The 11,668-nt window shown below is 68.6% G+C and carries 13 protein-coding genes; 3 read left to right on the forward strand and 10 right to left on the reverse strand.

The annotated features are described in order from the left end of the window. Window positions 1-656 precede the first annotated feature (656 nt). Entirely contained in the window at window positions 657-941 is a 285-nt protein-coding gene (locus tag COUCH_RS14940) for a metal-sensitive transcriptional regulator (RefSeq protein ID WP_249612679.1), read from the forward strand. A gap of 47 nt (window positions 942-988) precedes the next feature. After that, window positions 989-1,261 carry a heavy-metal-associated domain-containing protein gene (locus COUCH_RS14945; protein ID WP_430640939.1) on the forward strand — a complete coding sequence of 91 codons (273 nt, stop codon included), beginning with the start codon at window positions 989-991 and terminating at the stop codon, window positions 1,259-1,261. Window positions 1,262-1,325: 64 nt separating this feature from the next. Here COUCH_RS14945 and COUCH_RS14950 read toward each other — a convergent pair whose 3' ends face one another. The 6 genes from COUCH_RS14950 to COUCH_RS14975 form a co-directional block, all read right to left on the reverse strand. Next, window positions 1,326-2,051, reverse strand: coding sequence for a hypothetical protein (locus COUCH_RS14950; protein ID WP_249612680.1), 726 nt, complete (start codon window positions 2,049-2,051; stop codon window positions 1,326-1,328). Between the two features lie 85 nt (window positions 2,052-2,136). Next, window positions 2,137-3,306: a YibE/F family protein gene (locus COUCH_RS14955; RefSeq protein ID WP_249612681.1), complete on the reverse strand. Its 1,170-nt coding sequence runs from the start codon at window positions 3,304-3,306 to the stop codon at window positions 2,137-2,139. A 120-nt stretch (window positions 3,307-3,426) separates the two neighbouring features. After that, on the reverse strand, window positions 3,427-3,654 hold the full coding sequence (locus COUCH_RS14960; protein ID WP_249612682.1) for a heavy-metal-associated domain-containing protein: 228 nt from the start codon (window positions 3,652-3,654) through the stop codon (window positions 3,427-3,429). A gap of 37 nt (window positions 3,655-3,691) precedes the next feature. After that, window positions 3,692-4,408, reverse strand: coding sequence for an alpha/beta fold hydrolase (locus tag COUCH_RS14965; RefSeq protein WP_249612683.1), 717 nt, complete (start codon window positions 4,406-4,408; stop codon window positions 3,692-3,694). Further along, window positions 4,405-5,481, reverse strand: coding sequence for a sulfite exporter TauE/SafE family protein (locus COUCH_RS14970; RefSeq protein ID WP_249612684.1), 1,077 nt, complete (start codon window positions 5,479-5,481; stop codon window positions 4,405-4,407). The genes COUCH_RS14965 and COUCH_RS14970 overlap by 4 nt, the downstream gene beginning before the upstream one ends. A 129-nt stretch (window positions 5,482-5,610) precedes the next feature. Continuing rightward, window positions 5,611-5,988 carry a hypothetical protein gene (locus COUCH_RS14975; RefSeq protein WP_249612685.1) on the reverse strand — a complete coding sequence of 126 codons (378 nt, stop codon included), beginning with the start codon at window positions 5,986-5,988 and terminating at the stop codon, window positions 5,611-5,613. A gap of 107 nt (window positions 5,989-6,095) precedes the next feature. Here COUCH_RS14975 and COUCH_RS14980 point away from each other — a divergent pair, with 107 nt between their 5' ends. Continuing rightward, window positions 6,096-6,395 (forward strand): metal-sensitive transcriptional regulator, encoded by a 300-nt coding sequence (locus tag COUCH_RS14980; RefSeq protein ID WP_249612686.1) that lies wholly within the window; start codon window positions 6,096-6,098, stop codon window positions 6,393-6,395. Between the two features lie 55 nt (window positions 6,396-6,450). On the opposite strand, the gene COUCH_RS14985 is transcribed toward COUCH_RS14980, so the two are convergent. From COUCH_RS14985 to COUCH_RS15000, 4 genes are all read right to left on the reverse strand, one after another. Beyond that, the gene (locus COUCH_RS14985; RefSeq protein WP_249612687.1) at window positions 6,451-8,718 is read right to left on the reverse strand and encodes a heavy metal translocating P-type ATPase; all 2,268 of its coding nucleotides are present in this window, start codon (window positions 8,716-8,718) and stop codon (window positions 6,451-6,453) included. Window positions 8,719-8,730: 12 nt separating this feature from the next. Continuing rightward, on the reverse strand, window positions 8,731-9,696 hold the full coding sequence (locus tag COUCH_RS14990) for a hypothetical protein (RefSeq protein ID WP_249612688.1): 966 nt from the start codon (window positions 9,694-9,696) through the stop codon (window positions 8,731-8,733). 2 nt (window positions 9,697-9,698) lie between these two features. Next, on the reverse strand, window positions 9,699-9,905 hold the full coding sequence (locus COUCH_RS14995; RefSeq protein ID WP_249612689.1) for a heavy-metal-associated domain-containing protein: 207 nt from the start codon (window positions 9,903-9,905) through the stop codon (window positions 9,699-9,701). A gap of 125 nt (window positions 9,906-10,030) precedes the next feature. Continuing rightward, window positions 10,031-11,518 carry a hypothetical protein gene (locus COUCH_RS15000; RefSeq protein WP_249612690.1) on the reverse strand — a complete coding sequence of 496 codons (1,488 nt, stop codon included), beginning with the start codon at window positions 11,516-11,518 and terminating at the stop codon, window positions 10,031-10,033. Between the last annotated feature and the right edge of the window lie 150 nt (window positions 11,519-11,668).

Here is an 11,668-nt window from a genome sequence, read left to right on the forward strand (position 1 = left end):
CGGGAGTCGAACCGTGAGGTGGCCATCTTGCTTTCTGCAGTCGTCATGTCCTTGTGGTCGTCACCCTGGGTGAGCCAGGCCCTGGCTACTCTCACGTTTGGTGAGGGCAGTCCAGGCGGCCAGCACTGTGACGGCGAGGGATATTCAGCCGCCGGGGCCTGCAGCACTCAGAGCGTCATGGCGCTCTGCGAACCGCGCTGTCGGTCCTGCCCATCGCTGTAGCGAGATCATCAGTGCTCAGGTAGCCGGGTCATGATCGGCTACCGAGGCGCCCGGCTGGGGTGACCGCCAGACTCGTAGTCGTCGCAACCGATACCGCGGTCGGGCGCATCAGCGGTTCGCGTCGCTTGGCCTATGTAGGAGCCGGGACACCGATGATCGACGTGTCCATGGTGACCATGAACTGGGTTAAGGCGAAGGCGAAGGCGAAGGCGAAGGCGACGGCAGAACGAGGTGCGCGAGCGCCCACCACCGCTGAGAACGACGGGACATGACCAAACCTCTGTTACGCCTAGAGGGTGCGTGATCATACTTACCGCCTGGGGGTATCGCGGTCGACCTCGGTGTGATTGCACGCGTACGTCACTTCCGCGAGCGCCGCCTTCACTGAGCTACCCTAGGGGGGTATGGTATATGAGGCGGCAGGGAGAGCTGCAATGGCCCACGGCTACATCAAGGACAAGGACAACTATCAGAAGCGGCTCCGCCGGATCGAAGGTCAGATCCGTGGGCTCCAGCGCATGGTCGACGACGAGGTGTACTGCATCGACATCCTCACGCAGGTGTCCGCGGCTACCAAGGCGTTAGAGACCGTCGCTTTGGGCCTGCTGGATGACCACTTGGCCCACTGCGTCGTCGACGCGGCCCGCGAGGGCGGGCCGGCTGCACAGGAGAAGCTCAAGGAGGCGTCTGACGCCATCGCGCGGCTAGTGCGGTCCTGACCGGGCGCTGCCTGTCACCAGATCCTGTCGACAAGGAAGGGAAGTTCATGTGCAGTGAGAACAGCTGTGGCTGCTCCACCGAGACGGTGGCTGTCGAGGTCGATCGCGTAGACGGCGTGCGCACCGAGTACCAGGTCGCCGGGATGACGTGCGGCGGGTGCGCCTCCCGGGTCAGCAAGCAACTCTCCGAAGTTCCTGGCGTCAACGCCGTCAGTGTCGACGTGGCTACGGGCACGGTCACCGTCACGAGCTCTGCGGGAGTTGCTGACGACGTCGTCGACTCAGCGGTGACGCAAGCGGGATACCGCCTCGTGCGTTGATGGGCCTGGCCGTCCTGACCGGGTGGCCATTACCCGGTCGGGCCCGGGCGGCGACGGTGGCGACTCACGTCGAAGCGGGCGTGCTGGATTTGCGGGGATCGGTGATGAAGGCGATGAACTTGGCCGCCAAGTCCGACGTAACTGCCTGGTACATCCCGTTGCCGCTGATCATGCCGCCCAAGCTGCTGATGCTGAGGAGGCCAGCGTTCGACAGGTCCCGCACGACCACATCGATGAACTCGTGTTGCCCGGCGAACTCCGGGATGCCGTCCTCGACGAGCTGGCGTCGAGATCCTGAGTAGATGTCCTTCCTGACCGGGATGCCTCGCTGGGCGTACCAGGTTTCCGGATCGTTGAGCAACGTCAGGACTTGAAGGTGGGCAGCGGTGTAGTCCTCGATCCAGCGAAGGAAGATCAACTGCGTGTCCCCACCCGGGGCACCCCGAAGCGCGCTGTTGAGCACGGCGTTGCGCAGCGCGGCGATCTTCAGCGCCTGATGGGTCCGGGTGGCAGCTTGCGTAGCGGACGCGACCGCGTCAACGAAATTGTCGTTGGCCGCCAGGTTTTCAAGATCGATGCCGTCCACCTCGCAGGCGAGATCGTCCACCGCCTCGGCGAGGTCCTCGAGCCACTGAGTCATGCGGCGGTTGTAGGTGAAACTGACGGCGTAGGCGAAGGCTACGCCCAAGGGTCCGCCCGCCAGGGGCACCAGGTTGAGGCCGGCTTCGACGGCTTTCTCGGTGATCTCGCGGCCCGTGCTCTTCGATGGGGGTTTCTCCACGGCGGTCACCGTAGCCAGTAGATACCGCCCCGGTGCTGAACGGTCGCAGTGTGTCGCAGCTTGTTTACTTAAGTAGCCACCAGTCTGGTTCAGTTCAGCTGCGGTCGTCGCTGATGAATGCCGTCCAAGGGTCTTTGGCGGGCCTTTTCGCCGGGGGAGCGGGGTTTGGTTCGGCACCATGCGCGGAACGAGCGGCGACTAAAGCTGCCAGCGCGGTGGTGATCGGCACTGCCGCGATCAAGCCGATCGTGCCGACCGCGCTGCGTACCAGCTCCTGGGCGATCAGCTCCCCGGTGAGCAGCTCGCTCACGGGGCTGTTGCCGGCAGCGAACAGCAGCATCAGCGGCAGCGAGGCGCCGGCGTACGCCAGTACGATGGTGTTGATGACCGACGCGATGTGGGCCCGGCCGACGCGGGTGGCCGCGGCGTACAGCTGCCGGAACCGGTATGCGGGGTTGGCCAGCGCCAGTTCGGTCACGGTGACGGACTGGGTGACGGTGACGTCGTCGAGCACGCCGAGGGCGCCGATGACGATGCCGGCCAGGAGTAGGCCTCGCATGTTCACGTCGGTCTGGGTGATGCTCACGTAGTTCGAGGTCTCATCAGCTACACCGGACAGGTGCACGCCGGCGGTGGCCAGCGCGGACAGCAGCGCCGTGATGGTCAGGCTGGCGAGGGTGCCGGCCACGGCGATGGTGGTGGTGCGGCCGAGTCCGTGGGTCAGGTACAGCACCACCAACATGATCGCGGCGGCGCCGACGACTGCTACCGCCACGGGGGAGCGGCCGTCCAGGATGGCCGGCACGATGAACAGCAACAGCACGGCGAACGTGATGGCCAGACCGGCCAGAGCGGTGAGGCCACGCCAGCGACCGAAGGCGACGACGGCCAGCGCGAATGCGGCGCCGAGAACCCACAGTTCGCGGGAGCGTTGGAAGTCGGCGATCGAGTAGCTGGTGCCGCCGTCCTCGTTCTGCAGGACCAGCAGGGTGATGTCGTCGCCGGCTGAGACGGGTTGCGCGCCGGGGCCGGTCGGCGCATCGGTGGTGATCTGCGTGCCCTTGTCGGCGCCACTGGTGACCACGACGGTGACGACGCCACATACCTGCCCGGGTTGTTCCTGGCCTTCCGGCGTCGGCGGACATGGCGCCGGTTTGACCGTGCGGACCTCGGCGGTGACTTCGATCGGCCCGTCGGCGACTTCGGCTGATCGTGGGGCGTCGTGTGGCCAGGGCAACAGCATGCCGATGGCGGTGGCCAGCACGGCCGGGGTCAGCAGCAACAGGGTGATCCTGCGTTCCCGGGGTGTGGTCCGGTGGCTGGCGGTGTGGTGGTGGGTGTCCTGGCTCATCGGAGTCCCTTGTCGCGGGTGCGGCGGGCACGGTCAGCGAGGGTCGAGCGTGGCGGTGTAGCCGGTGGCGTTGATGACCGCGAGCAGGGTGTCGGCGTCGGCGACGGCCGGGTCCGCGTCGATGATCGTGCGCCCGGCCCGCACCGAGGTCTGCGCGCGATGCACTCCGTGGACTTCCTCGAGCGCTTCGTCGATCAGCAGCCCGCAGCTGCCGCAATGCATGCCGGTCACCGTGAAGCTGTACGTGATGACGTCGTTCATGATCGGTCCTTCAGTTCGAAAACGTGGATGGCCGTGGTCAGAGCAGCGTGCACAGGTCGGTGACGAATCGGTGTGCCGCGGCCAGATGCGCGAAGCGTCCCGGTACGTCGTAGGTTTCGTGCCGCCACTGCCGTGCCGCGTCGGGATCCGTCTCGGCTGCCTCCGGAGGGCGGCTGTGCACGGCGACTCGCAGCGGGTTGACACCGATGGTGGCGGTGGCCGGGCGCAGGTCCCGCAGCCCGTTGGTGTATCTGTCGAACAGCAGCTGGTCGGCAGTGCCCTCCACGACGTAGCGGTATGGCTCCGGGACCGCCTCGACGGACATCGTCTGCAGGTATGCGTGCGCGTCGGATGGCAGATCGACCGGTCGGCAGGGGTCGACGGCTACCACGGCGTGGGTGGCGTACCGGGCGGCGAACATCGTCGCCAGCACGGCGGAGGTGCCGTGGCCTACGACGACGGGGGCGCGCCGGATGCGCAGACTGTTCAGCAGGGCCGCCAAGTCGTCGACCAGCTCGCCCGGGTCGTAGCACGCGCGGGCCGTGGATTGACCGTGGCCGGGTAAGTCGACGGCGACCACCGTGGCGTGCGGGCGCAGGTCAGCTGCCGTCGGCCACCAACTCGTGCGGCCGAACAACACGGTGGGGATGAGCAGGATAGGCCTGCCGTGGAAACCCCACGAGTCGTAGCACAACATGCCTGCGCGGGCCGGTAGATAATTCGTGCTTCGCACCGGCGGCAGGGTCTCGGTCACGCCGGCTCCTTCACGGTGAGCCGGCCGGTGTACATCCCCATGCCGCACGAGTAGGTGAGCCGCCCGGGTTGCAAGGCGCCGAGCTCGATGACGGTGTCACCGTTGACCGGGAGGATCTGCTGGTAATCACGGGAGGGGATGACGAAGGCCCTGACGCAGCCGCCGGCATCGTCGGAGCGAACGATCAGCCGGGTCGGGACGCCGGCGCTGATCTCGATGTTGGCCGGGTGGTAGGCGCCGGTGACCGCGGTGACGATGACCTGCTGGATGCCGTCGGCGGTAATCGACAACGGGGGAGCGTCATCCGGAGCTGCCGAGACGGTCACCGGGTCAGGGCCGACACCGATCGCTTCGGCGATGCGTGAGGCGGCCAGCGGCGATCCGGTCAGCTCCAGGCCGCCGTTGAAGGTGTAGAGGCCCATGGCGAGCACGACCAGCCCGGTGACGGTGGCGAGCTTGGCCCGCCAGGCGCCGGCGGCCTTGCGTGCCAGGTAGCCCAGGACGGTGAACAGCGGGGCGGTACCCATCACGAACACGGCCATGATGGCCGCGCCGCGAACCCAGGAACCGGACGTGAGAGCGAGCGCCTGCACGGACAAGGTGACGCCGCAGGGGATCAGCACACTCAGCAGCCCAAGGACAGTCGGTCCGGCGGCGCCGGCTGCGCGGGTACGGCCGCGTACGAGCCTGCCCCAGCCGGCTGGTGGCTCGATGACCACGTCGCGGAAGCCCGGCACGCCGAGCTGCGCCAGAGCCAGCACGATGATGAGGACGCCGGCGGCGATCTGCATCATCATGCGAACCGTGACGGACAGCTGCATGGTCGTGCCCAGCGCGCCGAGCAGGGCGCCGAGCAGTGTGTGCGAGATCAGCTTCCCGGCGAGGAAGCCGGCGACCGGCGTGAGGTCATCGGCCAGGCGGGTGGTGACGTGACCCGCTTGTGCCGGACTGGAGGTGGTCGGCGCGGAGCTGCGGCTGCGCAGGACGATGGCGGTGAGCAGGCCGCCTTGAACGGCAGCGCAGGACACCCCGCCGGCGACCAGCCCGGTGAGCAGGATGGCGTAAAGGTTCATTGATCGGCTTTCGGTGCAGACAGCATGCGTGGGACACCGCCGCGGCTAAGGGCGCGGCGAGACGCCGGCGCAGATAGCGCCGGGAGGGCTCAGTCGCGGCCGGTTACAGTGCCGCGACGCAGCGGGGTCTCACGTACGACTGACGCAGATCTCCGTCAATGCCAGTGCGGTCGGTATTCGCGGGGTGTGCGCTGCCGCAGGCACGGCGACCGGCACGGTTTCCCATGGCGTCGGGGGGTCCACGACGGCTGTGGCGACGGTGACTGGTGTCGCGGGAGCTGGTTGCCCGTGGCAGGTGTCGAGGGCCGTATGCGGCGAACCGTCATCGACATCGGCATGCTCGTGGCTGTGCATCTCGTGGCCGGCTGTGGCGGAGTGGCCGGTGCCTGCCGCAGGAGCGGTCAGGCAGTGCGCGCCTTGCAGCAGTCCTGCACCGACGAGCGCCACCAGAGCCAGCAGGCAGCGCAGGACCCGCATGCGGGTGCCGGACTGCCAACGCTGCCTCACAGGACCAGGCTACGACATCGTCCGCGAGGTCTTCACAGGCCCGTACCGGGTGGCGACCACCTCTCAAAGAAGTCGACCACATACCCGCGTGGGGTACCGTCATGACCATGGACGAGGCGACGCCGACCGGACCGCACGGTTACTCCGCCGACAAGCAGGCGCTGCTGGCTCGGCTGCGCCGGGTGGAGGGCCAGATCCGCGGTCTGCAGCGCATGGTCGACGAAGACATGTACTGCATCGACGTGCTGACGCAGATCTCGGCCGCCAAGAGCGCGCTGCAGGCGGTGGCGGTGGGACTCCTGGAAGATCACTTGCGGCACTGCGTTGTTCAGGCCGCCGCTGAGGGCAACGCGGACGCCAAGATCAAGGAAGCGACCGCGGCCATCACCCGCCTAGTGAAGTCCTGAAGCACACCGTCGCCCGCCCTCCGGGTGGCGGGCGGGCGGCGGGCGGCGGGCGGTACTAATGCTGCTGGGCGGGCGTGCCGGCGAAGCGGCGCAGCCGCAGGCTGTTGCCGACCACGAAGACCGAGGAGAACGCCATCGCCGCTCCGGCGATCATCGGGTTGAGCAATCCCGCCGCTGCCAGCGGCAGCGCGGCGACGTTGTAGGCGAAGGCCCAGAACAGGTTGCTCTTGATGATGCGCAAGGTGCGCCGCGACAGCCGGATCGCGTCAACGGCGGCGAGCAGGTCCCCGCGCACCAGGGTGAGATCGGACGCCTCGATGGCGACGTCGGTGCCGGTACCCATGGCCAGGCCCAGGTCGGCCTGAGCCAGGGCGGCGGCGTCGTTGATGCCGTCGCCGGCCATCGCGACGACCTTACCGTCGGCCTGCAGCCGTTTGACGACGTCGACCTTGTCGGCCGGCAGAACCTCGGCGATCACCTCGTCGATGCCGACCTCGGCGGCCACCGCCCGGGCGACGGTCTCGTTGTCGCCGGTGAGCAGCACCGGGGTCAGGCCGAGCCGGCGCAGCGCGGCGACCGCCTCGCGGCTGGTCGGCTTGACCGTGTCGGCCACGGTGAGCACGCCGCGGGCCGCGTTGTCCCAGCCGGCCACGACGGCCGTCTGCCCGGCCTGCTGTGCGGTGGAAACTGCCAGCTCGACATCGGTGGGCACGGTGTAGCCACGGTCGCGGAACAGCTGGGGCCGGCCGACCAGCACGGTCAGCCCGTCGACGGTGCCGGTGACGCCGAGCCCTTCGAGGTTGGCGAAGGAGGTGACCGGCGGCAGTGGGGACTTCTCAGCGCCGGCGCGGGCAATGGCCTGCGCGATCGGATGCTCGGAGGCGGCCTCGACGGCAGCGGCCCGTCGCAGCAGTTCGTCGCGGTTTTGCCCGACCGCCGGGACGGCGTCGATCAGTGTCATCCGGCCGGTGGTGACGGTGCCGGTTTTGTCGAGCACGATCGTGTCAACCGTACGCGTGGACTCGAGCACCTCGGGCCCCTTGATGAGGATGCCGAGCTGGGCGCCGCGGCCGGTGCCGACCAGCAGCGCGGTCGGGGTGGCCAGGCCGAGCGCACACGGGCAGGCGATGATCAGCACAGCGACCGCCGCGGTGAACGCGGCCGTCCAGCCGTTGCCGGTGCCGACCCACCAGCCGAGCGTGGCGACGGCCAGCGCGATCACGATCGGGACGAAGACGCCGGAGATACGGTCGGCGAGGCGCTGGGCGGCGGCCTTGCCGGTCTGGGCCTGCTCGACCAGCTTGGCCATCTGCGCGAGCTGGGTGTCGGCGCCGACCCGGGTGGCCCGCACGATCAGCCGGCCGCCGGCGTTGACGGTTGCGCCGACCACGGTGTCGCCGGGGCCGACCTCGACCGGTACGGACTCGCCGGTGAGCATGCTGGCGTCGACCGCGGACGCGCCGTCCTCGACGACACCGTCGGTGGCGATCTTCTCGCCGGGCCGGACCACGAACTGGTCGCCGACCGCGAGGTCGGTGATCGGGATTCGGCGTTCGGTGCCCTCGCGCAGCACGGTGACGTCCTTGGCGCCGATCTCGAGCAGGGCGCGCAGGGCGGCTCCGGCCTGGCGCTTGGAGCGGGCCTCGAAGTAGCGGCCGGCCAACAGGAACGTGGTCACCCCGGCGGCGGCTTCAAGGTAGATGGCGCCGGAGCCGTCGGTGCGGGAGATGTCGAAGGTGAAGGGGTGCGTCATCCCTGGCGTTCCGGCAGTGCCGAAGAACAACGCCCACAGCGACCAGCCGAACGCGGCCAGGGTGCCCAGCGACACCAGGGTGTCCATGGTGGCGGCGCCATGCCGCAGGTTGGTCCAGGCCGCCTTGTGGAAGGGCAGGCCGCCGTAGACGACGACCGGCGCGGCCAGGGTCAGCGACAGCCACTGCCAATTGGTGAACTGCCAGGCCGGGACCATCGCCAGGACGACGACGGGGACGCTGAGCGCGATCGCGGTGAACAGCCGGGTCCGCAGACTGCGCAGCCCGTCGGCGGGCTGGGACTCCTCGCCGGGTGTGTCGGCGGTCGCGGGCGGTGGTGGCAGGACGGCGGTGTAGCCGGTCTTCTCGACCGTGGCGATCAGGTCGTCGGCGGTGATGTCGTCGGCGTACGCCACGGACGCCTTCTCGGTGGCGTAGTTGACGGTGGCGGTGACCCCGTCCATCCGGTTGAGTTTCTTCTCGATCCGCGACGCACAGGAGGCGCAGGTCATCCCGCCGATCGACAGCTCGATCTGGTTCGGTGCCTGTTGCAGCGGCCGGGCTGTGGCCATGGTCGCTCCTCCTTAGTCGTGGGTGTGGCCGTCCGAGACGTGCCCCGTGGAGCTGGGTGACGGCGCGGACGTGGCGCTGGCAGTGGGAGTCGGGGCTGAGGCAGGGGAGCCGGCAATCGCGGTGAACTCTGCGGTACGGACCTTTCCGGCGTGCTGGAAGTCCAGGTACAGCCGGTAGCCGCCGGCTGACGGCACGTCGGCGTGGAAGGTGATTCCCGGTCCGGCCGCGGTCCGGCCGTCGCCCGGGGTTCCGTCGGGGTGCACGTGCAGGTAGGCGAGGTCACCCTCGCGCAGGGCCACGAGATGACCGTACGCGCCGAGGTAGGGCTGCAGGTCGGTGACCGGCTTGCCGTCCTTGCTCACCGACAGGGTGAGCTGCGACGATGTGCCCGGCTGGAGCGTGCCGGCGAGGGTGACGGTGTAGCCGTCAACCGCAGTCGTGGTTGCGGCCGGCGGCAGCGGCCGAGGCTGGTAGTCGCCCGGCGCGGGGATGTCCGTGCCGAGCGTGAGCCCGTCGGATCGTCCGGCCGGCTGGAAGTCGGCGAAGACGCGGTACTGACCGGGCGCCGTGACGGCGAGCGGCAGCGACCAGGTGCCGTCGGCGGCCAGGCTCGGATGGACGTGCTGGAAGCCGGACAGGTCGCGGCGCAGCACGATCAAGTGCAGGTCCTTGTCGTGGCTGGTGGTGTAGGCGGTCACCGCCTTGCCGTCGGGGTCGACGATCCGGAACCGGAACGGCTGCGGGTCGCCGGTCGGCAGCTCGCCGGTCAGCGGGAGCAGCCGGTAGCCGTCCTGGCTGACCTGCAGCCCGGCGGGCAGTAGCTGCTGGTCGGCCGGCCGCTCGGCGGTGCTGCTGTGCTGGGCGTGGGTAGCGGCGGGGGCCGGTTGCGGGCCGACGGCGCGGCCGAGGCCCAGGGCGGCGGTGAAGATCACCGCCAGCCCTGCGCCGAAAGCGCCCAGCCGGGCTGGAGTGTTCACGCTTACCTCGCCAGTTCGTAGCCGGCCTCGTCGACGGCCGCCGCGACGGCGTCCTCGTCGAGAGGCTGGTCGCTGGTGACGGTCACCGAGCCGGAGCTGAGGTCGACCTGCACGTCAGTGACGCCGGGAATCTGCTTGATCTCGCTGCTGACCGAGTTGACGCAGTGCGAGCAGGTCATCCCGGTCACGGTGTAGGCCTGGGCAGTCATGGTGTGTCTCCTCTACTACGGCGAGCTGAGGCGGTCGCCCCACGCCACCCACTATACCCATACCCCCATGGGGTACCAAGTCGGTATGGTGATGACCTCACGCTCGTCTGATTCCAGGGCTGCCGTTATGCGTCTCTTGACCTGCCGCCGCGGCGGATCGGGAGCCGGTCGAACGCCTGCTGCAGCAGGACGTTGCGATCGGCCGGCTCATGAAAACGCTGAAGTGCCGTTCCCAGTTCCCAGGTCTGGCGTTCGTCGCCGGCGCGCATGATCTCGTGCAGGATGCCGCTGATGGATCGGCGCTGGCCGATCGCGACGAGCTGCTCGATGTCGCGTATAGGCGCTACGACGGTCGGGAGCGCCGGTGTGGGCAGGAAGGCCCGGCCGAGGCTGTTGGCGACGTACCAGGGATCGAGGGTGATGACCATGCCGATGATCGGCCGGTCGACCGGGATGTGCGCGAACTGCGGCGCACGGGATTGGATCTTGCCGAGAGTTCGTTCGAGCTGACCGAACGCCTCGCCGAGCGTCTTTGTGTAGGCCAGTTGGACGGTGGCGTCGGCGGCGCGGGCGGCCAGCGGCGAGCGGGTCGCCTTGGCCTCGATGAGCAGCACGAGGTCGTCGAAGACGACGAACCAGTCGATGCTTTTCGCCTCCTGCCTGCCCTCCCGATATACGACCTCCGGGTGCACGGTCACGCCGGGCAGGGTGGCGAGCTGGCGACCGACATAATCCTCGTGCAGCTCACCGAGATCGCGTGTGAACGCGGTTCGCCATCGGCTCAGCCCGACGTAGTACAGCTCGAGCGGCGTGAGGCGCCGGGGGATGAGATGGCGGACGGGTGCGATCAGCCGGCCGTCAGAGAGGCGCACGAAGGGGCGCGAGGTCAAGGGGTTGAACGCGTAGCGATCAAGGTGCGGCAGCGGCGTCCTGGCGGCAGCTGCCTCGTCCTCGCGGTGAAAGTCGTCCATGGTCTGCGCGAAGACGGAGTTGATGACGGCCAGGATGTCCTCGCGCGGCAGTACGGCAAGCAGCTCGGCGAACTGCGGCTGGTTGAGCCACGCCGGGTCGAAGTAGCCACTGTTGTGTTCCGCGGAGGTCGCCAGGAGTATCACGATCTCCGTCGCGGTGATCATGGGCGCTCCGACCAGTTCGGTCATGGCCTGCCGGGATACCACTTCCAGCGCCTTGCGCCCGGTGTAGTCGTCGAAGAAGGCGATCGGGCGGGCCAGTTCGGCAAGGCCGTGCTCCTGGTAGGGGAACTGCTCGTACAGGGTGCGGGCCATGATCGCGAACGGCGAGTTGAGACTCGGCTGGCCAAGCTCGTCCGGGGTGAGGTTCTCGTGCATGCGGCAAGCGATCACCACGTCCCGTTCCCGCGGTAGCGTCCGCCGGTGATGGTTGCCGTACCGGATCGAAGCCTTGGCCACCGCGGCTAGCGCCCACGGCGGGGTTGCGATGAAGGTCTGGGCGTCGCCGCCTTCGTCGGAGAGCCGTAGCGGCACCTTGAGTGAGCGCTGCGCCACGGCCGTCAGCAGAGATTCCTGGTGGAAGCGCCGCACGAAAGAGCTGAACTCCCGGTAGGAGTATTCGCGGCTCGTATCATCGTTCACCGAAGAAGGGTGGCACCCGGCGCGCCTTCGTTGCGAGTGCTCACTTTCCCGGGGATGCAGAACTCGGTCATCAAGCGCCCATCGCTGGCTGCCATGTGTCGGTGACCCTCCCGAAGGTCGCCGCGCTGGATCGATGTGCCACAGCCTGCA

This window comes from Couchioplanes caeruleus (assembly GCF_023499255.1).
Taxonomy (GTDB): domain Bacteria; phylum Actinomycetota; class Actinomycetes; order Mycobacteriales; family Micromonosporaceae; genus Actinoplanes; species Actinoplanes caeruleus_A.